This window comes from Roseixanthobacter pseudopolyaromaticivorans (assembly GCF_043195145.2).
In the GTDB taxonomy this organism is placed as follows: Bacteria; Pseudomonadota; Alphaproteobacteria; order Rhizobiales; family Xanthobacteraceae; genus NCEH01.
In genome coordinates this window covers 2,325,505-2,350,977 of sequence record NZ_CM195539.1, presented here as the reverse complement: position 1 = coordinate 2,350,977, position 25,473 = coordinate 2,325,505, and the positions used below count along the sequence as shown (strand labels likewise).

General features: G+C 64.4%; 21 protein-coding genes and 3 tRNA genes. 17 read left to right on the top strand and 7 right to left on the bottom strand.

Annotated features, from left to right (window positions below):
• Nucleotides 1-12: 12 nt before the first annotated feature.
• A complete protein-coding gene (locus tag V5F68_RS11380) occupies nt 13-750 on the top strand; it encodes a J domain-containing protein (RefSeq protein ID WP_394015168.1) in 738 nt (245 codons plus the stop codon).
• A 20-nt stretch (nt 751-770) separates the two neighbouring features.
• On the opposite strand, the gene V5F68_RS11375 is transcribed toward V5F68_RS11380, so the two are convergent.
• Nucleotides 771-2,489: a D-alanyl-D-alanine carboxypeptidase family protein gene (locus V5F68_RS11375; RefSeq protein WP_394014851.1), complete on the bottom strand. Its 1,719-nt coding sequence runs from the start codon at nt 2,487-2,489 to the stop codon at nt 771-773.
• Between the two features lie 299 nt (nt 2,490-2,788).
• On the opposite strand from V5F68_RS11375, the gene V5F68_RS11370 reads away from it, so the two are divergent.
• From V5F68_RS11370 to clpA, 3 genes are all read left to right on the top strand, one after another.
• Nucleotides 2,789-3,118, top strand: a complete 330-nt coding sequence (locus tag V5F68_RS11370; RefSeq protein WP_348845015.1) for a phasin family protein — start codon at nt 2,789-2,791, stop codon at nt 3,116-3,118.
• Between the two features lie 194 nt (nt 3,119-3,312).
• On the top strand, nt 3,313-3,726 hold the full coding sequence (clpS, locus tag V5F68_RS11365) for an ATP-dependent Clp protease adapter ClpS (RefSeq protein WP_394014850.1): 414 nt from the start codon (nt 3,313-3,315) through the stop codon (nt 3,724-3,726).
• A gap of 158 nt (nt 3,727-3,884) precedes the next feature.
• Nucleotides 3,885-6,389, top strand: coding sequence for an ATP-dependent Clp protease ATP-binding subunit ClpA (clpA, locus tag V5F68_RS11360; RefSeq protein WP_394014849.1), 2,505 nt, complete (start codon nt 3,885-3,887; stop codon nt 6,387-6,389).
• A 117-nt stretch (nt 6,390-6,506) separates the two neighbouring features.
• On the opposite strand, the gene V5F68_RS11355 is transcribed toward clpA, so the two are convergent.
• Both V5F68_RS11355 and pabB read right to left on the bottom strand, forming a co-directional pair.
• Nucleotides 6,507-7,298 (bottom strand): aminotransferase class IV, encoded by a 792-nt coding sequence (locus V5F68_RS11355; protein WP_394014848.1) that lies wholly within the window; start codon nt 7,296-7,298, stop codon nt 6,507-6,509.
• Nucleotides 7,295-8,689, bottom strand: coding sequence for an aminodeoxychorismate synthase component I (gene pabB, locus V5F68_RS11350; protein ID WP_394014847.1), 1,395 nt, complete (start codon nt 8,687-8,689; stop codon nt 7,295-7,297). The genes V5F68_RS11355 and pabB overlap by 4 nt, the downstream gene beginning before the upstream one ends.
• A gap of 190 nt (nt 8,690-8,879) precedes the next feature.
• On the opposite strand from pabB, the gene V5F68_RS11345 reads away from it, so the two are divergent.
• The gene (locus tag V5F68_RS11345; RefSeq protein WP_394014846.1) at nt 8,880-9,656 is read left to right on the top strand and encodes an AzlC family ABC transporter permease; all 777 of its coding nucleotides are present in this window, start codon (nt 8,880-8,882) and stop codon (nt 9,654-9,656) included.
• Complete coding sequence (locus tag V5F68_RS11340; protein ID WP_394014845.1) at nt 9,653-10,000, top strand: AzlD domain-containing protein; 348 nt, start codon at nt 9,653-9,655, stop codon at nt 9,998-10,000. The genes V5F68_RS11345 and V5F68_RS11340 overlap by 4 nt, the downstream gene beginning before the upstream one ends.
• Before the next feature lie 107 nt (nt 10,001-10,107).
• Here V5F68_RS11340 and glnA read toward each other — a convergent pair whose 3' ends face one another.
• Nucleotides 10,108-11,517: a type I glutamate--ammonia ligase gene (gene glnA, locus V5F68_RS11335; protein ID WP_394014844.1), complete on the bottom strand. Its 1,410-nt coding sequence runs from the start codon at nt 11,515-11,517 to the stop codon at nt 10,108-10,110.
• A gap of 42 nt (nt 11,518-11,559) precedes the next feature.
• Nucleotides 11,560-11,898 carry a P-II family nitrogen regulator gene (locus tag V5F68_RS11330; RefSeq protein ID WP_348845278.1) on the bottom strand — a complete coding sequence of 113 codons (339 nt, stop codon included), beginning with the start codon at nt 11,896-11,898 and terminating at the stop codon, nt 11,560-11,562.
• A 214-nt stretch (nt 11,899-12,112) separates the two neighbouring features.
• On the opposite strand from V5F68_RS11330, the gene V5F68_RS11325 reads away from it, so the two are divergent.
• A complete protein-coding gene (locus tag V5F68_RS11325) occupies nt 12,113-13,606 on the top strand; it encodes an NAD(P)H-hydrate dehydratase (protein WP_394014843.1) in 1,494 nt (497 codons plus the stop codon).
• Nucleotides 13,607-13,679: 73 nt separating this feature from the next.
• Here the strand turns inward: V5F68_RS11325 and V5F68_RS11320 are convergent, their stop codons facing one another.
• Nucleotides 13,680-14,939, bottom strand: coding sequence for a multicopper oxidase family protein (locus tag V5F68_RS11320; RefSeq protein ID WP_394014842.1), 1,260 nt, complete (start codon nt 14,937-14,939; stop codon nt 13,680-13,682).
• Nucleotides 14,940-15,202: 263 nt separating this feature from the next.
• Between V5F68_RS11320 and V5F68_RS11315 the strand changes: the two genes are divergently transcribed.
• The 10 genes from V5F68_RS11315 (at nt 15,203) to V5F68_RS11270 (ending at nt 24,330) form a co-directional block, all read left to right on the top strand.
• A tRNA-Leu gene (locus V5F68_RS11315) sits at nt 15,203-15,287 on the top strand.
• 110 nt (nt 15,288-15,397) lie between these two features.
• On the top strand, nt 15,398-16,747 hold the full coding sequence (gene tig / locus V5F68_RS11310) for a trigger factor (protein ID WP_394014841.1): 1,350 nt from the start codon (nt 15,398-15,400) through the stop codon (nt 16,745-16,747).
• A 79-nt stretch (nt 16,748-16,826) separates the two neighbouring features.
• Nucleotides 16,827-17,459 (top strand): ATP-dependent Clp protease proteolytic subunit, encoded by a 633-nt coding sequence (locus tag V5F68_RS11305; protein ID WP_394014840.1) that lies wholly within the window; start codon nt 16,827-16,829, stop codon nt 17,457-17,459.
• A 400-nt stretch (nt 17,460-17,859) separates the two neighbouring features.
• Complete coding sequence (gene clpX / locus V5F68_RS11300) at nt 17,860-19,128, top strand: ATP-dependent Clp protease ATP-binding subunit ClpX (RefSeq protein ID WP_348845027.1); 1,269 nt, start codon at nt 17,860-17,862, stop codon at nt 19,126-19,128.
• A gap of 330 nt (nt 19,129-19,458) precedes the next feature.
• Entirely contained in the window at nt 19,459-21,876 is a 2,418-nt protein-coding gene (lon, locus tag V5F68_RS11295; RefSeq protein ID WP_394014839.1) for an endopeptidase La, read from the top strand.
• Nucleotides 21,877-22,087: 211 nt separating this feature from the next.
• Nucleotides 22,088-22,366, top strand: a complete 279-nt coding sequence (locus tag V5F68_RS11290; protein ID WP_348845029.1) for an HU family DNA-binding protein — start codon at nt 22,088-22,090, stop codon at nt 22,364-22,366.
• A gap of 394 nt (nt 22,367-22,760) precedes the next feature.
• A tRNA-Val gene (locus V5F68_RS11285) sits at nt 22,761-22,836 on the top strand.
• Nucleotides 22,837-23,154: 318 nt separating this feature from the next.
• Nucleotides 23,155-23,231, top strand: a tRNA-Asp gene (locus V5F68_RS11280).
• A 178-nt stretch (nt 23,232-23,409) separates the two neighbouring features.
• Complete coding sequence (locus tag V5F68_RS11275) at nt 23,410-23,643, top strand: hypothetical protein (protein ID WP_394014838.1); 234 nt, start codon at nt 23,410-23,412, stop codon at nt 23,641-23,643.
• A gap of 108 nt (nt 23,644-23,751) precedes the next feature.
• Nucleotides 23,752-24,330, top strand: a complete 579-nt coding sequence (locus V5F68_RS11270) for a hypothetical protein (RefSeq protein ID WP_394014837.1) — start codon at nt 23,752-23,754, stop codon at nt 24,328-24,330.
• 44 nt (nt 24,331-24,374) lie between these two features.
• On the opposite strand, the gene V5F68_RS11265 is transcribed toward V5F68_RS11270, so the two are convergent.
• The gene (locus V5F68_RS11265) at nt 24,375-25,454 is read right to left on the bottom strand and encodes an alpha-hydroxy acid oxidase (protein WP_394014836.1); all 1,080 of its coding nucleotides are present in this window, start codon (nt 25,452-25,454) and stop codon (nt 24,375-24,377) included.
• Nucleotides 25,455-25,473 lie beyond the last annotated feature (19 nt).

Sequence of the window (25,473 nt, the reverse complement as noted above, 5' to 3'; positions counted from 1 at the left end):
AGAGTGCGCGTGGTGACTTTGATCGCGGGAGCGCTTCTGCTGCTGCTGGGGCTTTACGCGCTCAAATTATGGACCAAAGCCTCGCCCAAGGCATTGGCGACGGCGCTGTACAAGATCGCCGGGTATCTGATGCTCGGCGGTGCTGCCGTCTCCTTGGTGACGGGCCGCTTCGCGGCGGCGGTTCCGCTCGCCATGCTTGGTGCCGGCCTTCTGGCGCAGGTGAATGGAGGCGGGATCGGGGGCTGGCTCTCCAACCTTTTCGGTCAGGGCGGCTTCGCCCGGCGGCGAGCGGCCCGTGTCTCACGCGTGTCCTCGCCTATGTTTGAGATGGAGCTGAACCACGACACCGGCGTCCTGAGCGGGCGCGTGACAACCGGCCCTCGCGCGGGCACTTCGCTCGATGATCTTGAAGTTCCCGATCTCCTGGCTCTGCGCGGCGGGCTCGACGCCCAGTCGCTCGCGCTAATCGAAGCTTATCTCGACCGCAGGGCGCCCGCTTGGCGTGAACACGCGCAGAGTAATGCGGGTGGCAGGAGCGGGGAGGGAAGCAGTATGAGCGCGCGCAACAGCGCGATGACGGAAGAAGAGGCCCATCAAATACTTGGGCTTGAACCGGGGGCGGGAGAAGCTGCGGTTCGCGCCGCCCATCGCGCCTTGATGAAAAAGCTCCACCCCGATCATGGCGGATCCAGTTATCTTGCTGCGAGAGTGAATCAAGCGAAAGATGTCATTCTCGACAAACATCTCTGATTCTCTCCAAACGCACTACATCAATTACGGAAAATCATGCAGGCGAAATCGTTGCGTTGCAGTAAACGGCACGCTTCTTTTGCGCCTTTCTCGTCGAGTCCGGCAAAACGGGCGCGGTAGAGATCCGTCGAACCCTTTGAGACTTTCTCCGTAAATCCATCGGCTTGGCTCAGAACGCTCTTGGCTTTCGCCTGGGCGACATCGAGCTTGGCACGCGCCTCCTTCTCCGCACCGAAGGCGCCGATCTGAATGCCCCAGCCCGAGTGACGGGGCTGCGCAGCGCTTTCCGCGCTGGCGCGGGGCGGCTCGGCGGCGCGCGCCGCGGGTTCAAACGAGGAGGCGGGCAGGGCGACCGGGCCGGCAGATGCGGTACGGATGGGCTTTGCCGGCTGGCTCGTCGCGGCGGCCGTCGGGATGGGAGCAGCGTTGACCTGGGGCGCCTGGAGGGGCGCAGCGCGCTGGGCGGGAATGTCAGCGGCGGCGACCGGGGAGCCGTTGGAGCCGATGAAGCCGAGCGTTCCGTTGCCCGGCGTAAAGCTCGGGGCGGGGACGGGCGCAGCGACCGGGCGCTGGATGGAAACCGTCTTCACCGCCACGGGCTTGATGGGTTCGGCCGAACCGGGCGCGGGGCCGCGGGGAGGAATGCTTGCTGTGACCACCGGGTCCGCACCGGCATAAGCGAGGCGCTGGGGCGCGGGCAGCGGGGCGATGGGATAGGACGGAGCGGCGGGACGCGCGGCGGCCACGGCGGCCGGTGTGGCATCCTCGTCATTGGATGCGGTCTCCGTCACCTTCGGCACGGTTCGATTGCCGGCATAGGCGCGGTTGTAATTATTCGCGATCAGGCTCGCCATGCGGGCATCGCGGGACGAGGCGCTGCTGCCACCGAGCACGACGCCGATGATGTAGCGGTCGTCGCGGTGAACCGAGGTCAGCAGATTAAACCCGGACGCGCGGGTGTAGCCGGTCTTGATCCCGTCCACGCCATCGATGCGGCCCAGCAGCCGATTGTGGTTTCCGATCGTCTCGCCCTTGTAGGTGAACGAGCGGGTCGCGAAATATTTGTACTGGCGCGGGAAGCGCTCCTGGATCGCTCGGCCGAGGACGGAGAGGTCACGCGCCGTCGTCACCTGGCGAGGATTGGGCAAGCCGTTCGCATTTTCGAAATTGGTGCGCGACATCCCGAGGGCATGGGCCTTGCGGGTCATCATGTCGGCGAACCTTTCCTCGGTGCCGCCGACGGTTTCCGCGATCACCACGGCGACGTCGTTGGCCGAGCGGGTGACGATCGCCTTGATCGCGTCCTCCACATCAATGGTGGAGCCGGCACGGACGTTCAACTTGGACGGGGACTGCGAAGCGGCGCGGGCGGAAACCACCATTTCACTGTCGAGCTTCAGCCGGCCGGCTTCGAGCTGCTCGAACAGCAGATAGAGCGTCATGACCTTGGTGACGGAGGCAGGATGCCGCAGGGCGTCGGCATTATCCTCGTAGAGGACCTTGCCGGTGTTGCCGTCGACGATGATGGCGGAGCTTCCCGTTTTCCATCCGGGACCGGTGTTCTCGTCCGAACGATCGGCCGTTGCCTTGGCCTTCTTGGATTGCGAATGCGCCTGCGCGCTCTTCTGCTTGCGTGGCTTCGCATCCGCCCAACCAGCGGAAGCCACCACCATCACTGCGGCAAGTGCCGCCGCGACGAGCTTGGCGGAGAAGGAGCCGTTCGCGATCGCAATACGCATGAAACCGTGTCCCGTGGGTCAGTCCAGGAAAGGGTCCGGCCTGGAGTGGAGCGTCTCATTCTCGCGCGGCGGCGCGAAAATTCAGCTGAGCTCGGGTCCATGAACCGGGGAATGACTGGCTACAGCCTAAAAACCCGCGGTTACCAAGCCGTAAACCAAGCCAAAATGAGGCATGGTGCACTGCACAATTTTGTTGACGGATTTGTTGCAATGCATCTTAATGCAACTGGGGCGGATCCGAATGGCCCACCGCACCGCACTTAACGAGTGGCAGCCTTAACAAACGCATGAGGACACCCATGGCCCAGAATATCGAAGACTTTCAGAAGCTCGGTAAGGAAAACGTCGAAATCGCCATGAAGAGCTTCGGCACCTTCTCCAAGAGCGCCCAGGCGATCGCGCTCGAAATCGCCGATTACACCAAGAGCTCGTTCGAGCTCGGCACGGCCACTCTCGAGAAGCTGCTGGGCGCCAAGACGCTCGAGCAGGCTGTCGAGATCCAGCAGTCCTACCTGAAGACCGCGTACGAAGGCCTGGTGGCGGAAACCACCAAGCTCGGCGAGCTGTACAAGGAACTCGCCAAGGAAGCCTACAAGCCGTACGAGAGCGCCTTCGCCAAGGTTCAGTGACAGCGCCTGATACGCTTAGGCTCCCACGGGAGCCTTTCGCGTGGCTTTCCAAAGTGAGCCGGGAGGCGTCATTTTGAAGCCTATGACCAACGGTGGTCTGGCATTGCCGGGCCCCCGTTCCTATTATCTGGCACGTGCCCGACGCCCGACCGCATCTGCGCGGCCCGTCAAAACCTGGCACGGATGCCGATGAAATGATGCAGTCCTCTTCTCGCTCTGATCTTTCTCATTCCCCGTTGCGCCCGGGGCGTGCGGCTTATGCGCCGCCGATGGCTGCTGGCGAACCGCCGCGCCGAAACGGCGGCAACGACAATCCCGGCACCGCCGTCATCACCCGCACGAAGACGCAGACCAAGCGGCCCAGCCTCTATCGCGTCCTGCTGTTGAACGACGACTACACCCCCATGGAATTCGTGGTCCACGTGCTCGAGCGCTTCTTCAACAAGGGGCGCGAGGAGGCGAACACCATCATGATGCACGTTCACCAGAACGGCGTCGGCGAGTGCGGCGTGTTCACCTATGAGGTCGCCGAGACAAAAGTGACGCAGGTGATGGACTTCGCGCGCAAACACCAACATCCTCTGCAATGTGTGATGGAAAAAAAATAGGTGCATTCGCGTTCGGCAGCGTCTCAAATTGGTGATGGAGATGTTCGGGCAAGGCTCTTGCGTAATCTGAGGGCCGGTACAAAGTTTGAAGGAGCGCGTGTGCCGACGGAGCCGACGGACGTTCCGGGTTTCGGGCGGTGCACGAGATAGAGGTCTAGATGCCAACTTTCTCACGCAGCCTCGAACAATCGCTTCACCGGGCGCTCGCCCTTGCCAACGAGCGCCACCACGAATACGCGACGCTCGAGCATTTGCTGCTGTCTTTGGTCGACGATCAGGACGCTGCAGCCGTCATGCGGGCTTGCAATGTCGATCTCGACAAGCTGCGCCGTAATCTCATCGAATATGTGGACAGCGAACTGGAGAATTTGATCCAGGCCGCCGGCGACGATTCAAAGCCCACCGCCGGCTTCCAGCGCGTCATCCAGCGCGCGGTCATCCATGTTCAGTCGTCGGGGCGGGAAGAGGTTACCGGCGCCAATGTGCTCGTGGCCATCTTCGCCGAGCGCGAGAGCCATGCCGCCTATTTCCTGCAGGAGCAGGACATGACGCGGTACGACGCCGTCAATTACATTTCCCACGGCATCGCGAAGCGTGCCGGCCTTTCGGAGAGCCGGCCGGTGCGCGGCGCTGAAGAGGAGACCGAGACGAAATCCGGAGACGACACCAAGAAAAAGGCTGATGCCCTGGACGCTTATTGCGTCAACCTCAACAAGAAGGCGCATGAGGGAAAGATCGACCCCCTCATCGGCCGCGACAAGGAAATCCAGCGCACGATCCAGGTTCTCTGCCGGCGGCAGAAGAACAATCCGCTGTTCGTGGGCGATCCCGGCGTCGGCAAGACCGCCATCGCCGAAGGCCTTGCGCGGCGCATCATCAATGGCGACGTTCCGGAAGTGCTCGCAACCGCCACCATCTTCTCGCTCGACATGGGCGCCCTGCTCGCGGGAACCCGCTATCGCGGCGATTTCGAAGAGCGGCTGAAGCAGGTGGTGAAGGAGATCGAGGCCTATCCCAACGCCATCATGTTCATCGACGAGATCCACACCGTCATCGGCGCGGGTGCGACCTCCGGCGGGGCCATGGATGCGTCCAACCTGCTGAAGCCGGCGCTCGCCTCCGGCACGCTGCGGTGCATGGGCTCGACCACCTATAAGGAATATCGCCAGTATTTCGAGAAGGACCGCGCCCTGGTGCGGCGGTTCCAGAAGATCGACGTGGCGGAGCCCACCGTTCCGGACACGATCGAGATCCTGAAGGGCCTCAAGCCCTATTTCGAGGACTATCACAAGCTGCGCTACACCAACGAGGCCATCAAGGCCGCGGTGGAACTGTCCGCGCGCTACATCCACGACCGCAAGCTGCCCGACAAGGCGATCGACGTGATCGACGAGAGCGGCGCGGCCCAGATGCTGATGCCCGAGAGCCGGCGCAAGAAGACCATCGGCTTGAAGGAGATCGAGGCCACCATCGCAACCATGGCCCGCATCCCGCCTAAGACGGTTTCCAAGGACGACGCGGAAGTGCTCGCCCATCTGGAAAGCACGCTGAAGCGGGTGGTCTACGGGCAGAACAAGGCCATCGAGGCGCTCTCGGCGTCGATCAAGCTGGCGCGCGCCGGCTTGCGGGAGCCGGAAAAGCCCATCGGCTCCTATCTGTTCTCTGGCCCGACCGGCGTCGGCAAGACCGAAGTGGCCAAGCAGCTCGCCTCCATTCTCGGGGTGAACCTGCTGCGCTTCGACATGTCGGAATATATGGAGCGCCACACGGTCTCGCGGCTGATCGGCGCCCCTCCCGGCTATGTGGGCTTCGACCAGGGTGGCCTGTTGACCGACGGCGTCGACCAGACTCCGCATTGTGTGCTGCTGCTGGACGAGATCGAAAAGGCCCATCCGGACCTGTTCAACATCCTGCTGCAGGTGATGGACCACGGGAAGCTCACGGACCACAACGGCAAGACCGTGGATTTCCGCAATGTGATCCTGATCATGACCAGCAATGCGGGCGCGGCGGACCTATCGAAGGAGGCCTATGGCTTCACCCGCACCAAGCGTTCGGGCGACGACATCGAGGCCATCAACCGCACGTTCGCGCCGGAATTCCGAAACCGTCTCGACGCGGTGGTGACCTTCGCGCATCTGCCGCACGAGGTGATCGGACAGGTGGTGGAGAAGTTCGTCCTCCAGCTGGAAGCCCAGCTGGCGGATCGCAACGTCACCATCGAACTCTCCGACGAGGCGACCGCCTGGCTGGTGGAACGCGGCTATGACGAGCAGATGGGCGCCCGCCCCATGGCGCGGGTGATCCAGGAATATATCAAGACGCCGCTGGCCGACGAGGTTCTGTTCGGCCGGCTCAAGGGCGGTGGGCATGTGCTGGTGGTGGTCCAGGGGACCGGCAAGGAATCGAAGCTCGGCTTCGAATTCCCGGATGGTCCCGTGACACCGAAGCCGGACAAGATCGTGCCCGCGCCTTCCAAGCGCGCGCCGCGCCGCAAGGCGGAAACGGCGTCGGCCAAGTCCGGGCCGTCAAGGTCCGGTGGGCCCAAGGGCGGATCCAAGACCCCGCCGAAGACGCCGCGTTCCGGCGGTGGCGGAGGAGCGGCCGGTTCCGGTCCGCGGCGCGGGAGCCATGTTCCCAAGGTACCCCTCGTCAAGGCGTGAGCCGAGCGGTGGATTGAAATGCGAAACGGGCGGCCATTGGCCGCCCGCTTTGTTTGAAAGCGCCGCATGGCAGCGCTGCGCGAGAATCCGATGGCGCAGGCCGCCGCCTCGCCGACCTTAAAGGCCGAGCGACGCGCGCAGGGTCTCGGCGACCGGATAGGCGTCGGGCAGCGCACGCCCTTCAAGATGCGACACGGACCGGATGCCCAGGCTGCTTGTGAGAAAAATCTCCTGCGCCTGAGCCAAATCCTCTTCCCGAAGCGTCACTTCGCTGCCGTGTTCGCGCAGCACCTCGGCGCGCATGATGCCGGGCAGGGCGCCTTCGCACACGGGCGGTGTCAGCAGCATGTTGCCGATCACCACGAACAGGTTCGCGATGGTGCTTTCGGCCACCCGTCCGCGCGTATTGAGCAACAGGGCATCGTCTGCCCCCCGCGCGGCGGCCTCCTGGCGGGCGAGAATATTGTCCAGGTAGTTCAGCGATTTGACGGCATGCAGCGGCGACAGCTCGTTGCGCCGTGTGACACGGGCGATGACGAGGCGTGCCGGCGGCGCGGGCGGTGATGCGGGGGCGGCGGTGATCAGCAACGTGGGTTCGGGCTCGGCCGGCGGCAGCACGCCGCGCGGACCGGACCCTCGGCTCAGCGTGATGCGCACCACCCCATCGGAAAGCCCGTTCGCCTCCAGCACCGCGAGCGCTGCGGCCTTGAAATCCATCTGCGGCAGCGGCAGGCCCAGAACGCGCGCCCCGGCGGCGAGGCGCGCGAGATGGGCATGCAGGTGCCATAGGGCGCCGCCCTTGGCGCGCAGGGTCTCGAACAGGCCGTCGCCGAGGGTGAAGCCGCGATCGTCGGGGGAAATCCGCCCCGCACCGTGCTCCACGAGCGCGCCGTTGAGCCACAGGATCATGCCGGCTCTCCTGAAACTGCCCGCAGCAGGGGGGCGATTTTCACCATGCTTTCCTCATATTCGTCCGCCGGAACCGAATCCGCGACGATGCCGCCCCCGGCTTGGGCGATCAGTGTCTCACCGCTGCGTGCCAATGTGCGGATGACGATGGACGTGTCCATGGCGCCGTCGAAGCCGATCCAGCCGATGGCGCCGCAATAGATCCCGCGCGGCAGCGGCTCCAATTCGTGGATGATCTCGATGGCGCGGATCTTCGGCGCGCCGGTGATCGACCCACCGGGAAAGCAGGCCCTCAGCAGGTCCATGGGGCCGATGCCTGGGCGCAGCCGGCTTTCCACCACGGAGACCAGATGATGGACGGAGGCGAAGGTCTCAAGCCCGTTCAGCACCGGCACACTGATGCTTCCGATGCGCGAGACCCGGCCAAGGTCGTTTCGCATCAGATCGACAATCATCAGATTTTCTGCACGGTCCTTGGGGCTCGCCAGCAGGGCGGCGGCGCTCTCAGCATCGCGCGCGGGCTCGGCATGCCGGGGGCGCGTCCCCTTGATGGGGCGTGTCTCGACCTCGCCCTTGGCGCTCAGGCGCAGGAAGCGTTCTGGCGAGGCGCTGATAACGGCGTGTGTGCCATCCCCCGTGAGCAAGGCGGAGAAGGGCGCGGGGCTCAAATCCAGCAGGCGCAGATAGAGCGCGTAATCAGTGAGGCCGGCGGGACGCGCGGCCAGCATGGCCTGGGTGAGGTTGGCCTGAAAGATGTCGCCAGCGCGGATATATTCGATCACGCGGGCGATGCTGGCTTCCACTTCCGCCCGCAGCTGAATCGCCGTCCAAGAGCTACGGGCCGACCAATCCGGCTGCCGCCGCTGCTTGGGCGCGCAGGTGATGCGGGCGAGGAGGGCTTCGGCCCGCGCCTGCGCCCGTTGCACGCGCCCAGGGCCCGCGGGTTCGGGCATGCCGCTGGAGAGGACGAAGGCGGCCTGTTCCACATGGTCGAAGGCGACAATCGAATCATAGAGCCCGAAAGCCATGTCGGGAAACGGCACGGGGCTTGAGCGAGGGGCGGGCAGGCGTTCCAGATGGCGGCCGAGCTCGTAGGATAAAAACCCGACAGCGCCCGTTGCGAAAGGCACCGGGCTCTCACCGGCCTCAAGGACACAGGCATCGAGGGCGGTTTCCAGCGCGGTGAAGGGATCGGCCGAAACCAGCAGCCCGTCCACCCGCACGCCGTCGGCTGATGCCAGAATGCGACGGAACGGATCGACGGCGATGTAGGAATAGCGGCCGCGTGCACCGTCAATCGCGCCGCTGTGGAGCAACGCTGCGAAAGGCTCGCTCGCGAAGGCCTCGAACAGCGCCACCGGATCGGCATAGGGAAAGGGAACGACGCGCACGGGATTCGCTGGAAAGCTGGAGAAAGGCCCATTCCTTCTATTGCCTAACGGCCGGCGGCGAAAGCGTGCTGCACGCGCCGGCTGTAAGCCGCATGGCCTGTGTGGGAGCTCTGCAAATGATGCAGATGCCACGCAACCATGTGATGTTAATTTGCCCGACACGCACTCCAGAACGGACAAGAAGCCGCCCGTGCCGCCCTCTTTCTCTGCTCCGGCCGAACCGCCACCTCCGCCGCCCGACCTTGTTCCTACACTGCACCGCACGACTCTCGGCTGGGCGGGGCATGGCGCGCGGCACGCCATCTCCGTGCCCGGAGTGGTGCTCTTCGCCGGCTATGTCGGTCTGGGAGGCCTGCTTCATGGGGTCGGCTTCCCCTTCTTTGCCGGCATGCTCTCCACGCTCTTGATCTGGGCGCTTCCGGCCCAGGTGATCCTTGCTGGCGGCATCGGGGCTGGAACCGCGTTACCGGCGATTGCCCTCGCCATCGGCCTGTCCTCATTGCGGTTGCTGCCCATGACGGTTGCGATCGCCCCGTTCATGCGCGGCCATAGGCGCAGTTTCTGGGCGGAGTTGCTGTGCTCCCATTATGTGGCGATGACCTTCTGGGTGGAGGGGCTGCGCTTGCTGCCCAAGGTTCCGGGCGAGGGGCGCGTCGCGTTCGCCCTTGGGCTCGGCAATGCGCTGCTGGCCATAAGCCTCGCCGGCACGGCGGTGGGATTCTTCCTCGCAGGGGAATTGCCGCCCACACTTGCTGCCGCCCTGCTGTTTCTCACGCCGGTGTCGTTCTCGCTGATGATGATCCGCAATGCCGGCCGTGACCTGATGGATTGGCTTGCCCTTGCCGCCGGACTTTTGAGCGTGCCGTTCGTGGTTGGGCTCGCCGGCGGGGCGGACCTGATGATCAGCGGCATCGGCGGAGGAACCGTCGCCTATCTCATCGGGCTCTTTCTGCGGAGGCGCGCATGAGCGCGCTTTCCGGTGAGGCGGCGGCGATACTGGTGGTGATATTGGTCGGCTTCCTGCCCACCGAGATGTGGCGGGCGCTGGCGATGGTGGCCGGCCGAAAAGTGCAGGAAGGCAGCGAATTATTCCGCTGGGTCAAAGCGGTGGCGACGGCCTTGCTGGCGGCCGTGGTGGGCCGGCTGATCTTCGCCCCGGCGGGCACATTGGCCGAGATGCCGCTGCTTCTGCGACTTGCGAGCATCGCCATAGGGGTCGCGGTGTTCTTCGCCTGCCGCCGTTCGATTCTGCTCGGGGCGCTTGCGGGTGAGGCCGTGCTGCTGGGCGGCGCCTGGTGGTTTCTGGGCTGAGGGCGCTGCCGTCCGTCGGCAGGCAAAAAGAAGGGGCGCCGCGAAGGCGCCCCAGCTGGAAGAGTCACACAAAGGAAGCCGGTGGCGAACCGCCGGCCGGTTCGGCCTCAGACCGAATAGTACATCTCGAATTCGACCGGGTGCGGCGTCATTTCGAAACGCATCACTTCGGTCATCTTGAGATCGATATAGGCTTCGATGAAGTCCGGAGCGAAGACACCGCCCTTCTGAAGATAGGCATTGTCATCTTCCAGCGACTTCAGCGCTTCGCGCAGCGAACCGCAGACGGTCGGGATCTGCTTCAGCTCCGCCGGGGGCAGATCGTACAGGTCCTTATCCATCGCCGCGCCGGGATCGATGCGGTTGAGGATACCGTCCATGCCGGCCATGAACAGGGCCGCGAAGGCGAGATAGGGGTTCGCGCCCGGATCGGGAAAGCGGACCTCGACGCGCTTGGCCTTGGGATTGTTGGTGTAGGGGATGCGGCAGGAGGCCGAACGGTTGCGCGCGGAATAGGCGAGCAGAACCGGAGCTTCATAGCCGGGCACCAGCCGCTTGTACGAGTTGGTCAGCGGATTGGTGAAGGCGTTCAGCGACTTGGCATGCTTGATGATGCCGCCGATGTACCACAGGCATTCCTGGCTGAGGTCGGCATACTTGTCGCCGGCGAACAGGGGCTTGCCGTCCTTCCAGATGGACTGGTGGACGTGCATGCCAGAGCCGTTGTCGCCGAACACCGGCTTCGGCATGAAGGTCGCGGTCTTGCCATAGATGTTGGCGACCTGATGGATGCAGTACTTATAGATCTGCAGATGGTCGGCCATGGTGACGAGCGGGCCGAACTTCAGGCCCAGTTCGTGCTGGGCGGAGGCGACTTCATGGTGGTGCTTTTCCACCTTCGCGCCCATCTTGGCCATGGCGCCGAGCATTTCGGAACGCATGTCCTGCGCGCTGTCGAGCGGGGGAACCGGGAAGTAGCCGCCCTTGGTCTTGATGCGGTGACCAAGGTTACCGCCTTCATATTCCGTGTCGCCATTGATCGGCAGCTCGACGGAATCGAGCTTGAAGCCCGTGTTGTACGGGTCGGCCTTGAAGCGCACGTCGTCGAAGATGAAGAATTCGGCCTCGGGGCCGAAATAGACCGCATCGCCGATGCCGGTGGACTTCGCGTAGGCCTCGGCCTTCTTCGCGATGCCGCGCGGATCGCGCGCATAGGGTTCGCCGGTGGTGGGCTCCAGCACGTCACACACGATGGACATCGTGGTTTCGGAGAAGAAGGGGTCAATGCAGGCGGTTGCCGGATCGGGCAGAAGCTGCATGTCGGATTCGTTGATGGCCTTCCAACCGGCGATGGAGGAGCCGTCGAAGGCGGTGCCTTCGCTGAACAGGTCTTCGTCCACCATGGAGAGGTCGAAGGTTACGTGCTGCCACTTCCCGCGTGGGTCGGTGAAGCGAAGGTCGACGTATTTAACGTCGTTGTTCTTTATGGAGTCGAAGACATCCTTGACCGTAGACATGCTGGTAAGTGCCTTTCCTCTAGTACTGTTCTTGGTACTTTATTAAATGGCGTCGAGACCAGATTCGCCCGTACGGATGCGGATCGCTTCCTCAATGTTGGAGACGAAGATCTTGCCGTCACCGATGCGGCCGGTCTGCGCGGCGCGACGAATCGCGTCCACGGCTTTTTCGACCATGTCGTCGGCGATAACCACCTCGATTTTCACTTTCGGGAGGAAATCGACCACATATTCGGCTCCACGATAGAGCTCAGTGTGGCCCTTCTGGCGCCCGAAGCCCTTCGCCTCGGTGACGGTGATGCCCTGGAGACCGACATCTTGCAGCGCCTCCTTCACCTCGTCGAGCTTGAAGGGTTTAATGATGGCCTCGATCTTTTTCATGCGCTCCGTCTCCCTGGCCCGTCCCACCGGCAATTGGCCGAGCCGGTTTCCCCTTAAGCAGGATGCGTGCCATGCGCGGCAATACATGACCTCTTCGCTGCCCATTGGCAACTGTGACTAAAAAACAGTCAGAATGATCAGATATTGTGCAGTGTTTAATGCGCTTATCGACAGTTGATGGACGGGAAATAGGCAAGAGGCGATGGAGACCCGAATGATCGAGCTTTTAGACCCTGCCGAGATGGGTCAGGCTGACCAACTTGCCATCCGTGCCGGAATTGCGGGCAGTGTGCTCATGGAGCGGGCCGGCACGGCCGTGGCGGATACGGTCGCGCGCCAAGCTCTTTCCACGCGGGTCACGATCCTTTGCGGTCCGGGAAACAATGGGGGTGACGGATTCGTCGCGGCGCGGGTGTTGAAGCAGCGCGGCTTCCGCGTCCGCCTCGCCCTGCTGGGAAACCGCGCCGCGCTGAAGGGCGATGCGGCCGGTGCCGCCGAGCGCTGGAACGGCCCGGTGGAGGACCCCGCCACCCTCGATCTCGGCGCGGGCGATCTGATCGTGGACGCCCTGTTCGGCGCCGGCCTTGCCCGCGATCTCGACGGCGCCGCGCGCGCCCTCGTGGAGCGCATGGGGGCGAGCGGCAAGCCGATCGTGGCCGTCGATCTGCCTTCGGGCCTGGACGGCGCCACCGGCGCGGTCCGCGGGGCGGCGGCTCAGGCTGTCGAGACGGTCACGTTCTTTCGCCGCAAGCCCGGCCACCTGCTGCTGCCGGGCCGCGCGCTCTGCGGCCGGGTGCGGGTGGCGGATATCGGTATTCCCGAAACGGTGCTCGAAACCATCCGGCCGCTCACAGGCGTGAACGCACCAGCCGCCTGGGGTGCGCATTTTCCGGTTCCCGGCACGATGGGTCACAAATATGCGCGCGGCCATGCGGTGGTGGTGAGCGGCGGCGCCTGGACGGCGGGCGCGGCGCGGCTCTCGGCGCGCGGGGCGCTGCGGGCGGGGGCGGGGCTGGTCACCATCGCCTGTCCGCCCGAGGCGCTGGCGATCCACGCCGTTTCCTATGCCGCCATCATGACGCGCCCGTGCGCGGCGCCGGCCGATCTGATCGCATTGCTGGAGGATCGGCGCCTGTCCACGGTCGTGCTCGGGCCGGGGCTCGGGGTCGGCGCGCGGACGCGGGACCTGCTGGAGGCCGCCGGCGGCTCCCATCGCAGCCTTGTGGTGGACGCGGATGCCCTCACCAGCTTCGCGGGCGAAGCGGTTAGCCTCGCCGCTCTGCTCGGCCGATGCGCCGGAGCCGTCGTCACGCCCCATGACGGCGAGTTCGCGCGCCTGTTTGCCGGGCAGGCCGATATTCTTGACGCTCCTTCCAAGCTGGCGCGCGCGCGGGCGGCGGCACGCATGCTCGGGGCGGTGGTGGTGCTGAAGGGCGCGGATACGGTCGTCGCCAGCCCGGACGGGCGCGCCTCCATCGCCGAGAACGCCCCGCCGATGCTGGCGACGGCGGGTTCGGGCGATGTGCTCTCGGGTTTCATCGGCGGGCTGTTGTCGCAGGGCATGCCGCCGTTCGAGGCCGCGAGCGCCGGGGTTTGGCTGCACGGCGAGGCCGGCAACGAGGCCGGGGCCGGTCTCATCGCGGACGATCTGCCGGAGGCCTTACCGGCGGTTTATGGCCGGCTGTTCGCGGATCTGCCGTCCCATTGAGGCCTCTTGCCGCAGAGCCCGGTCCCGACGAACCGCGCGGCGCCTGCGCCGCGGGGTCGTCAGGTGAATACGTTCAGGCCACGTCGTAGGACTGAGCGGCGACAATCGCGCCGTCACCGCCGCGCTGGCCGATCACCGCCCATTTGCCAGCGGTGCCGGCCACCAGCGCTGCGCGCACCGTGGTTCGCGGCGCGACCGGAATGGCGTCATGCCACCACGGCTTCCAGCCGTCGTCCACGCCGTCGAGGATGCGGGCCGGGGCGCCATGCAGCAGCACCGCGACCGGTGCCTCCAGCTTGTTCACCAAAGAGAGCACCACGCTTTGCCCGGGCTTCACCGTGCCGAGGCTCGGGAAAGACGAGAGCGAGGCCTCGCCAGATAGCGGCACTTCGAAGCGCGCAGCGTTTTCCAGCGGGATCTTCTCCGGCAGGCCATTGGAGGGCAGGGCGTCCGGAGCGGGAAGCGCCTGGCCCTGGGCGGAGCTTCCCGCGCCCACCGGCACCACGAGGGCGAGCTGGATCGGCAATTGCGTGGTTTCCACATCCAGGCGGATGGGATCGGCGGTGCCGACATCGAGCGTGAGATCGACGCGGCCGCCGGGGGTGAGCTGGACGCGGCCGTCCTTCAGGGCGAACGGCTGCACCGGCTGGCCATCCACCGCCAGCACGAAGCAGGGGGCATCGCCGATCTTCAGGCGCAGGAACTGCGCGCTGGCATTGATCAGCCGCAGGCGCGCGCGCCCACCGGCGGGGGCTTCCAGGGTTGGGGAGACGGCGCCGTTCACCGTGAGCAGCGGCACGGTCATCTTCGGGTCCGGCGACCAGGCCTGGACCAGCAGCGTGAGGTCGGCGGAGAAGGGCGAGGCTTGTGCGCTCTCGACGATGAAGGCGCCGACCAGGGTGCGCGATGCGGCTTCCGGAACGAAGGCACGATAAAGGAAGGTGCCGGCGTCCGGCGGGGTGAAAGCGATGTCGCGTTTCTCGCCGGCGGCAATGGCGGGGCCGGTGAGGCCAGGCACGCCGTCCACCGCGTTCGGCACGCGCACGCCCTGCCAATGCAGCGAGAGCGGGGCGTCGATCGCGTTTTCCACATTCACCGCGAACGGCGCGCCCTGCTTCACGCGCAAAACCGGGCCGGGAATGGATTCGCCAAACAAAGCGATGGGCGACTGCCCGCCGAGCTCGATGCGCACGGAGTTGGCGGCCTTCAGCCGGTTCGCGGTATCCTGCGCGCTCGCCCCCTGGGCGAATGCGGCGCGTGCAAACGGGGCGCTGAGCGCCAGGGCGGCGGCTCCGCTGAGAACCGCACGACGGGAAGGGGCCGGAACGCGCAAGGCAGCTCTCCTGGAAATGAACGGTTGAGCGGAGCGGACCTTCTCCCGCCGCCGGGCAAAGGGCAAGCCGGATTTACCATCGCGGCCGGCGGGCGGGAAATTTCCCGAGGATGGCCGCGCGGCGGGCGCTCAACGCTGCTTTTTCTTGCTGCACGGTGACAGCAGCATGATATAAGCCCCAGCCCGGCCGGTGCCGATTCAATCGGTCGCGCATCGGGAGAAGCGCGCCTTGCGCAGCTCTCAGGTGCGTGAATCTCGGGCGCGCGGGCGTGGCGGAACTGGTAGACGCGCGGGATTTAGGTTCCCGTGACGAAAGTCGTGGGGGTTCGAGCCCCTCCGCCCGCACCACGTCACCGGTCCGCACCCTTTCAGGATGCGCATGCGCCTTGCCGGACGCGGCGCACTTTGAGTTTGATGGAATGACACCGCCGCGGCGGAAAATGAACGAAGGCAAGACGATGCAGGTGACCGAAACCCAGGCCGACGGCCTCAAGCGTGCCTTTCGCGTGGTGCTTCCCGCGGCGGACCTGGATGCCAAGGCCAATGGCCGCCTGACCGAGCTCAAGGGCCAGGTGCGTCTCAATGGCTTCCGCCCCGGTAAGGTGCCGGTCGCTCATCTCAAGCGCGTGTACGGCAAGTCCGTCATGGCCGAGGTGATCGAGCAGGCGGTGACCGAGGCCAATGGCAAGATCGTCGAGGAGCATGGCTTCCGCCTCGCCCTTCAGCCGCGCGTCGAGCTGCCGAAGGATGAAGCGGAAGTGACCCGTGTCATCGAGGGCAATGCCGATCTCGCTTACACCGTCGAGCTGGAGATCCTGCCGGTCATCGAGCTGGGCAATTTCAAGGACATCTCCATCGAGAAGCTGGTGGCGAACGTGTCCGACGCGGAAGTGGACGAGACCCTGAACCGGCTCGCCGATTCCAACCGCCCCTATAGCGAGAAGCAGGGCGCCGCCGAGAATGGCGACCGCGTCACCACCAATTTCGTCGGCACCATCGACGGCGTCGCGTTCGAGGGTGGCTCGGGCGAAGGCATCCAGGTGGTGATCGGCTCCAACAGCTTCATCCCCGGCTTCGAGGAGCAGCTGCTCGGCATTTCTGCCGGCGAAACCCGCACCGTCAACGTGTCCTTCCCCGAGGCCTATGCGGCGCGCGAGCTCGCCGGCAAGGCCGCCTCGTTCGAAGTCACCGCGACGCTCGTGGAAACGCCCGGCGAACTGGTGCTGGATGACGAATTCGCCAAGAGCCTCGGCCAGGAAAGCCTGGACAAGCTCAAGGAGCAGGTGCGCGCCCGCATTTCGCAGGAGCACGCCGGCGCCAGCCGCCAGAAGGTGAAGCGCGCGCTGCTCGACGCCCTCGACGCCCTGCACAAGTTCGACGTTCCCCCGACCCTGGTGTCGCAGGAGTTCGACGGCGTGTGGCAGCAGGTGCAGCAGGACCTCACCGCCCAGGGCCGGACCTTCGAGGACGAAGGCACCAATGAGGAAGCCGCGCGCGGCGACTATATGCGGATCGCCGAGCGTCGCGTGCGCCTCGGGCTGGTTCTTGCGGAAATCGGTGAGCGCAACAATATTCAGGTCAGCGACGATGAAGTGACGCGTGCGGTGGTGGAGCGCGCGCGGCAGTTTCCCGGACAGGAACAGCAGGTGTGGGATTACTATCGCCGCAATCCGCAGGCGATGGCCTCCGTCCGCGCCCCTCTGTACGAGGAAAAGGTCGTCGACTTCCTCCTCGAGCTCGCCAACGTGACCGAAAAGCCGGTTTCCCGCGAAGAGCTCTACAAAGAGGAAGACGAGAAGGCGGCCTGAGCCTCAGGTCGTCACCTGCTTCCACTGCGACGATATCGCGCGGCGCACCCTTGCGGGTGGCCGCGCCTGAGGATGCGAGATGCGCGACCCCATTGAGACTTACAACAGCTACCTGGTTCCCATGGTGGTCGAGCAGACCAACCGCGGCGAACGGTCCTACGATATTTATTCGCGCCTCCTGAAGGAGCGGATCATCTTCCTCACGGGGCCCGTGGAAGACGGCATGTCCACCCTGGCGGTGGCGCAGCTCCTGTTCCTCGAAGCGGAAAACCCCAAGAAGGAAATCTCGATGTACATCAACTCCCCTGGGGGAGTGGTGACGTCGGGCCTCGCGATCTACGACACCATGCAGTTCATCCGCCCGCCGGTGTCCACGCTGTGCATCGGGCAGGCCGCCTCCATGGGTTCGCTGCTGCTGACCGCCGGCGAAAAGGGCCTGCGTTTCGCACTGCCGAACGCACGAATCATGGTTCACCAGCCGTCCGGCGGGTTCCAGGGGCAGGTCACGGACATCATGCTCCACGCCCAGGAAATCCTCAGCCTCAAGAAGCGGCTGAATGAAATCTATGTGAAGCACACGGGCCGCACCTTCGGCGAAATCGAGAACGCGCTGGAACGCGACAACTTCATGACGGCCGGGGCCGCGCAGGAATTTGGTCTGATCGATTCCGTGCTCGACCAGCGTCCCGCGGAAGAGCCGGCGAAGGCCTGATCCGCCCCTTTTTAGGGTTCAACTGACGCACGGCTCTTGCGTGCAGTGCAAGATCGCGCTTGCATGGGGCCATGAGCCGGCATTCGAACCGGCTGTGGCGGTACCCTGTGGTTTTTCCCACCTCGGGACACTGTTCAGGGACCCGCCGCGGCAGGCCGTGTCGAGTGGCGTACCTGCGTCGATCGGGAAGCTTCATATCTTTTCGACGATGCCATCCTCAGGCAAGCGGTCTGGGCATAATCTGTGCATGTGCCTTGATTGCAACGCGAGAGGGTGATTGGCTGAACTTCGGCCGAAAGCCGAACGGTTCCGGAAGCGGCCCCTGCCGCGTCTGGTCCTGATTTTGGTCCTGAATCGATACGCTTCGGCGTGGCGAGGGAAGGACCGGACGGAGAAGAAGATGAGCAAGACCGGCGGCAGCGACAGCAAGAACACGCTTTACTGCTCGTTCTGCGGCAAAAGCCAGCACGAGGTCCGCAAGCTCATCGCAGGACCTACGGTCTTTATTTGCGACGAGTGTGTCGAACTGTGCATGGATATCATCCGCGAGGAATCCAAGTCCTCGTTGGTGAAGTCGCGGGATGGCATTCCGACCCCGAAGGAAATCCGCAAGGTCCTCGATGACTATGTCATCGGCCAGGAGCATGCGAAGAAGGTCCTCTCGGTGGCCGTGCACAACCATTACAAGCGTCTCAACCACGCCACGAAGCACGGCGATGTCGAACTGGCCAAGTCCAACATCATGCTGATCGGGCCCACCGGCTCCGGCAAGACGTTGCTGGCCCAGACTCTCGCGCGCATCCTGGACGTGCCGTTCACCATGGCGGACGCCACCACTCTGACGGAAGCGGGCTATGTGGGCGAGGATGTCGAGAACATCATCCTCAAGCTCCTGCAGGCCGCCGACTACAATGTGGAGCGGGCGCAGCGCGGCATCGTCTATATCGACGAAATCGACAAGATCAGTCGCAAGTCTGACAATCCCTCCATCACCCGCGACGTTTCGGGCGAAGGCGTGCAGCAGGCGCTGCTGAAGATCATGGAAGGCACGGTCGCCTCCGTGCCGCCCCAGGGTGGTCGCAAGCATCCCCAGCAGGAATTCCTGCAGGTGGATACGACCAACATCCTGTTCATCTGCGGCGGCGCGTTCGCCGGGCTCGACAAGATCATCTCCACCCGTGGCAAGGGCGGCACCTCCATCGGGTTTGGCGCCAAGGTCGCGCCGGTGGAAGACCGCCGGCCGGGCGAGGTGTTCCGTGAGGTGGAGCCCGAGGATTTGCTGAAGTACGGCCTGATCCCCGAGTTCATCGGCCGTCTGCCGGTTCTGGCGACGCTCGGCGATCTCGACGAGGCGGCCCTCAAGCAGATCCTGTCCGAGCCGAAGAACGCGCTGGTGAAGCAGTATCAGCGTCTGTTCGAGATGGAGAACGTGGATCTGACGATCCACGAGGAGGCGCTCGGCGCCATCGCCCGCAAGGCGATCGAGCGCAAGACCGGCGCCCGTGGCCTGCGCTCCATCATGGAAGGCATCCTGCTCGATACCATGTTCGACCTCCCCGGCCTCGAGGGCGTGGAGGAAGTGGTGATCAGCAAGGAGGTGGTCGAGCAGGGAGCCCGGCCGCTCTATATCTACGCCGACCGTGTCGGCGATGCCGGCGCCAGTGCGTGACGCTCCGCATTCCGTTCAGGCCCCTCGCGCCGTGTGCGCGGGGGTGGTGTCAAAGCTTGCCCACGGCGCGGCTTTTCTTTCCGGCGGAACGGGATCTGGCACATTCAAGCCGATCCGTCGGAGACTTGATCCGACGATCTTGAAACCTGTGGGTCGGCTCTCCATCTCAATTTCGAAGAATCCGGTCTCCGGGCTCGGTACTCGTGCCTCTCGCGGCTTTGCCCCTTCTGCACTGCCCGCTCCAGCATTGAAAATCCGCTCCCGTCCCGGCTGCGCTGCGCAGGCGGACAGGCGTCCGTGTGTGCCGGCGTCAATAGAAAGGATTGGGTCATGACGAGCCAAAAGCCGCGCCCTGCGCTCGTTGCCGGCGTCTCTCAGACGTTCCCGGTGCTGCCGCTTCGGGATATTGTTGTTTTCCCCCATATGATCGTTCCCCTCTTCGTCGGCCGCGAGAAGTCCATCCGCGCGCTGGAAGAGGTCATGCGCGGCGACACCTATATCCTCCTGGCGACCCAGGAGAACGCCTCCGACGACGATCCGGCGACCGACGCGATTTACAACGTCGGCACGCTCGCCACCGTGCTGCAATTGCTGAAGCTGCCCGACGGCACCGTGAAGGTGCTGGTGGAAGGCATCACCCGCGCGCAGGTGGTCAAGTACACCGAGCGCACGGACCTCTACGAGGCCGAGGCGATCACGCTCGACGACGAGGTCGGTGACCGCGTCGAAGGCGAGGCGCTGGCCCGCTCGGTGGTCAACGAGTTCGAGAATTATGTGAAGCTCAACAAGAAGGTGTCGCCCGAGGTGGTCGGCGTCGTCGGTCAGATCGACGACCATTCCAAGCTCGCCGATACCATCGCCTCCCATCTCGCGGTGAAGATTCCCGAGAAGCAGGGCGTGCTGGAGACCATCAAGGTCGCCGAGCGCCTGGAGAAGGTGCTCGGGCTGATGGAGAGCGAAATCTCCGTGCTCCAGGTGGAGAAGCGCATCCGCACGCGGGTGAAGCGCCAGATGGAGAAGACCCAGCGCGAGTATTATCTCAACGAGCAGATGAAGGCGATCCAGAAGGAACTCGGCGACGAGGACGGCCGCGACGACCTTCAGGAGCTGGAAGACCGCATCAAGAAGACCAAGCTCTCCAAGGAAGCCCGTGAAAAGGCCACCCACGAGCTGAAGAAGCTGCGCCAGATGTCGCCCATGTCGGCGGAAGCCACCGTGGTGCGCAATTATCTGGACTGGCTGCTGTCGATCCCGTGGGGGATCAAGAGCAAGGTCAAGAAGGACCTGCCGTTCGCCCAGTCGATCCTCGATGCCGATCACTACGGCCTCGACAAGGTCAAGGAGCGGATCGTCGAGTATCTCGCCGTGCAGAGCCGCGCGAACAAGCTCTCGGGCCCCATCCTGTGCCTCGTCGGCCCTCCGGGCGTCGGCAAGACCTCGCTGGGCAAGTCCATCGCCAAGGCGACGGGCCGCGAGTTCGTGCGCGTCTCCCTCGGCGGCGTGCGTGACGAGGCGGAGATTCGCGGTCACCGGCGGACCTATATCGGGTCCATGCCCGGCAAGATCGTGCAGTCCATGCGCAAGGCGAAGAAGTCCAACCCGCTCTTCCTGCTCGATGAGATCGACAAGATGGGCGCGGACTTCCGCGGCGATCCGTCCTCGGCCCTCCTGGAGGTGCTGGATCCGGAGCAGAACTCCACGTTCAACGACCATTATCTCGAGGTCGATTACGACCTGTCGAACGTGATGTTCGTGACCACCGCCAACACCCTCAACATCCCGCCGGCCTTGCTGGACCGGATGGAGGTGATCCGCATCGCCGGATACACCGAGGACGAGAAGGCGGAGATCTCGCGCAAGCATCTGATCCCGAACGCGGTTCAGAAGCATGGCCTGCAGCCGAAGGAATTCGCCATCGACGATGGCGCCCTGATGCTGCTGATCCGCCGCTACACCCGCGAGGCGGGCGTGCGTAATCTGGAGCGCGAGCTCTCCACACTGGCCCGCAAGGCCGTGAAGGAGCTGGTGATGTCCAAGCGCAAGACCGTCAAGGTCACCGCCAAGAACCTTGAGGAATTCCTCGGCGCGCCGCGCTTCCGCTACGGCGAGATCGAGGGCGAGGATCAGGTGGGCCTGGTGACGGGCCTTGCCTGGACCGAGGTGGGCGGCGAGCTGCTGACCATCGAAGGCGTCATGATGCCCGGCAAGGGCAAGATGACGGTGACGGGAAACCTGCGGGACGTGATGAAGGAATCCATCTCCGCTGCGGCCTCTTATGTCCGCTCGCGGGCCTTGGACTTCGGAATCGAGCCGCCCTTGTTTGAGCGTCGGGACATCCATGTCCACGTGCCCGAAGGGGCGACCCCGAAGGATGGTCCTTCCGCCGGCGTCGCCATGGCGACCACCATCGTCTCGGTGCTCACCGGCATTCCGGTGCGGCGCGATGTGGCCATGACGGGTGAAATCACCCTGCGCGGCCGCGTGCTGCCCATCGGTGGGCTGAAGGAAAAGTTGCTGGCCGCTCTGCGCGGCGGCATCAAGACCGTCCTCATTCCTGAGGAGAACGCGAAGGACCTGGCCGATATTCCGGCCAATGTGAAGAACGCCATGGAGATCATTCCGGTCTCCCGGATGGACGAAGTGCTCAAGCATGCGCTGGTTCGCACGCCTGAGCCCATCGAATGGACCGAACGGCCCATTACCGCCGCCGTGCCGGAAGAAGATGCCGCTGGCGTGGTTGCTCACTGAGCAATTTCAAAGACTTAGGTCATAAGGAGAGGCGGCCCCGAAAGGGTGCCGCCTCTTTTATTTTGCGTCACGGAATGCGAGAAATCGTGCATTGATGCGGGTTTGTGGCGGATCGCGCTTGCAAAAGCCGCATTTTCCGTAAAGCTTCCCGCCCATCGCTGCGGGCTCCCATGTCCCTCGATTCGAAGATAACAACGGAAGGAACGGTCACATGACCACCAAGAACGAACTGATCGCCGCGGTGGCCGACGAGGCCAAGCTGACGAAGGCGGCTGCGGCGGCCGCGGTGGACGCGACGTTCGACATCATCGCCCAGGCCCTCCAGAAGGGTGAAGAAGTGAAGCTCATCGGCTTCGGCTCATTCTCGGTGGTGAGCCGCGCGGCGCGCGAAGGCCGCAATCCCCGCACCGGCAAGCCGGTGAAGATCAAGGCCTCCAAGGCTCCGAAGTTCACGCCCGGCAAGGGCCTGAAGGAAGCCGTGAACGGCTGATCCTCCACCCGTGGGGGTGCTGCTTCGTCTCAAGACCAAGAAGCGCCCCCAGGGTCGCACTGAGGGCACGCCTGGACGTGCCCCGTGCGTTCGGTCTGCGTGGCTTTCCTGGCTCAGCCTCGGGCTTCAGGCGCCTGAAGACCTGCTCCGCCCTTCCGATGGCGAACCGGCCGGCAATGCGCCCCTGAGGCGCGTGGAGAGGCGATACAGCGCCCTTCAAGTCCCGAACGGCGGTCTGCAGCAACAGTTTTGCCTTTTGGGGATGCCGTCTCGCACGGCTTGCGCGCCGAGCAGGCGACGCTTAAAGCTTTCCAACGCATCGCGTGCTGCCGTCATCGCGTCCCAGGACATCGCCTCCCGGGACATGGCGGCAAACGGGAATGCCCGTCAGGTCGGGCGGTTAGCTCAGTTGGTAGAGCATCTCGTTTACACCGAGAGGGTCGGCGGTTCGAGCCCGTCACCGCCCACCATCCTCCCAGCGATTCTTCACCCCGCTTTCTCGCGCTATCCGATCGGGGATCTGCGGCCCTCATGCGCGATTCGCGCACGGAGCTTGCCCGCTCGCCGCAACGTCGCGCCGGCCATATGTCCCGGGCGACCCCGCTTTAGGGCTCCAGCGCTCCGAGAGGTCGCGCTCGTTTGCTCGCGAGAGGGCGATGTCAATCCGCTTTCGCAGCGCCGAGTTTTGCACAGGCCGGCTAAAAATGCCGGTGCTTCGCTTGACTTGATCCGGGCCGCGCCTTATCACCCGCCATCTCGACGCGCCGCCACGAAGGCAGCGTCGCTCGGGGGGTGTAGCTCAGTTGGTTAGAGCGCCGGCCTGTCACGCCGGAGGTCGCGGGTTCGAGCCCCGTCACTCCCGCCATTTATTCCCAAATTTTGATCCGATCGGTCCCGCGTTTTGACGCAGCCGTGCTGTGCGTGACAGGTGTCGCAGAGCCCTGCGGCGCGACGTTTTCGTCCGTCCGCGATACGCACTGCAGACTCCGCTTGTTCCTGATTTGTTCTTGTGAGATCCTGGTGCCCGTTCCAAGAGGTGCCCTATGCCGCAAGAGCCAGAGCTTGCTTCCTCCAGCCAGTCTTCCGCCTGCAACCCCGCCGATTTCGACGTCAGCGAGCAGGACATCGACGAAGCCATCGCGGCCTGCGAGGGCAGTGCGCGTGCTGCGATCCGGGCGCTGCTGGTGGCCTATGCGATGCTGGAGCGGGACATGAGCCTGCGCGCGTCCGCCGGCTTCGTGCGCCGTGCCGGGCGCGCGCGCCGCCCGGCGGGGTGAGGCGGAGCCGCGGGTGAGGACAGGTTAGGGCGTTCAGGGTGACTGCCGTCTGCGGTCGTTCAATTTCCCATCGTCGATACTTTCCTTCGGCTGCTTCGGGAGGCTCGCGTGCGTTATTCCCCGCTTCGGATCATCTCTTGCTGCATTTTCACGCTGCTCGTGGCGGGGGTCGTTGGACTCTTCTTTCCCGCGACCCTTTCAGCCTATATCGTGGGATTGACTGTAATCGCGATGGCCGTTCTCGTCGCCTTGCGGGTGTTCACATGGTGGCGTGCGTTCGCGATCTTGAGCATCGTTCAATTTTTGAGTATATTTAGCTTAGAGGCGTCATTTTCGTTCGATTTTTATTTTCAATTTTTAATATTGATAATTGAAGCTATCGCCACGCTTGCAATTGTTTCGTATGCCTTCAAAATTACAATTTTGCGCAGTTTCACGTGGAAGATTTTTTCTTATTTTTACGCATTTGTTTGCGCAATCAGTGCGGCAACAATGATATATTCTGTGTACGATGAGATTTATAGGCCTGACGAAGTTCCATATGCTGTATTCTTATCGCTTTCATTGATAGTGATGATCCCATATTTGGGTTTTATCGCCCTATCCTGGCTGGGGGTCTGGCGCTATGCGCAGACATGCACAAGAGCGGGCGGGCAGACGCCCCGGACAGAGGGTGCGCTACCCTAGGGGGTACGGCCCTCGCTCTTGTGGCTGAGCCCGCCCGGTCGCGCTTACGGGCGCCAGAGCACGCCGGAATCGATATGGTCCAGGCTGGGGCGCCCGGTCAGGGCCATGGCGACTTCCAGTTCCGCCCGTAGCAGATGGACGGCATGTGCCACACCCGCAGCACCGGCCACCGCCAGCGCATGAACATAGGGCCTGCCGATGAGGACGGCGCGCGCGCCCAGGGCCAGGGCTTTAACGATATCGGTGCCGCGCCGCACGCCGCCATCCAGAAGCAGCGGCATCGTACCCGCCACAGCCTCGGCGATGCGGGGAAGCGCCTCGATGGTCGCCGGCACCGTATCCAGCGCGCGGCCGCCGTGATTGGACACGATGACCGCCGCCATGCCGGCCTGAACCGCGCGACGCGCGTCCGCCGGATTGAGAATGCCCTTCACGATGATCGGTAGATCGCTGAGGCCGGCCAGCCACTCCAGGTCGCGCCAGGTGGGCGCGCCTTCGAGGAAGCCCGAGAATAGCGGGCTCCGGCCGATTTCGGCGGAAGCGGGCGGGCCGGCGCGCATGCCGCGCAGGTTCACCGGCTCGATGCCGGGAGGCAGGCGGAAGCCCGAGCGCTGCTCGCGATTGCGCAGGCTCGCCGGTGCGTCCACCGTCACCACCAGGGCACGATAGCCGGCCGCTTTCGCGCGGGCGACGAGGTCCGCCGTGAAGCCTCGGTCGTGTTGGATATAGAGCTGAAACCAGAGCGGCCCTGTGGCGGCGGCGGCGATGCGCTCCAGGCTCTCGCTGGCCTGCGTGCTGACGACGGTCAGCGCCTTTGCGGCGCCCGCGCCCGCGACGGTCGCAAGCTCGCCCTCCGGATGCACCAAGCGATGATAGGCGACCGGCGCCAGCAGGATGGGATGCTCCAGCGTCAGCCCCAGCAGCGAGAGCCGCGTATGGGCGCGAGAGAAGTCCCCAAGCACGGTGTTCTGAAGCTTCAGGCGCGCGAAGGCGGCGCAATTCTCATGCAGCGAGATTTCGTCGGCCGCCCCACCGTTCACATAGGCGCGCACGCTCTCGCTCATGCGCTGCGCGGCGCGCGCTTCATAATCGGCGAGGGCGACGGCGGGGGCTGAAAAATCCATGCCTTGTTTCATACACCAG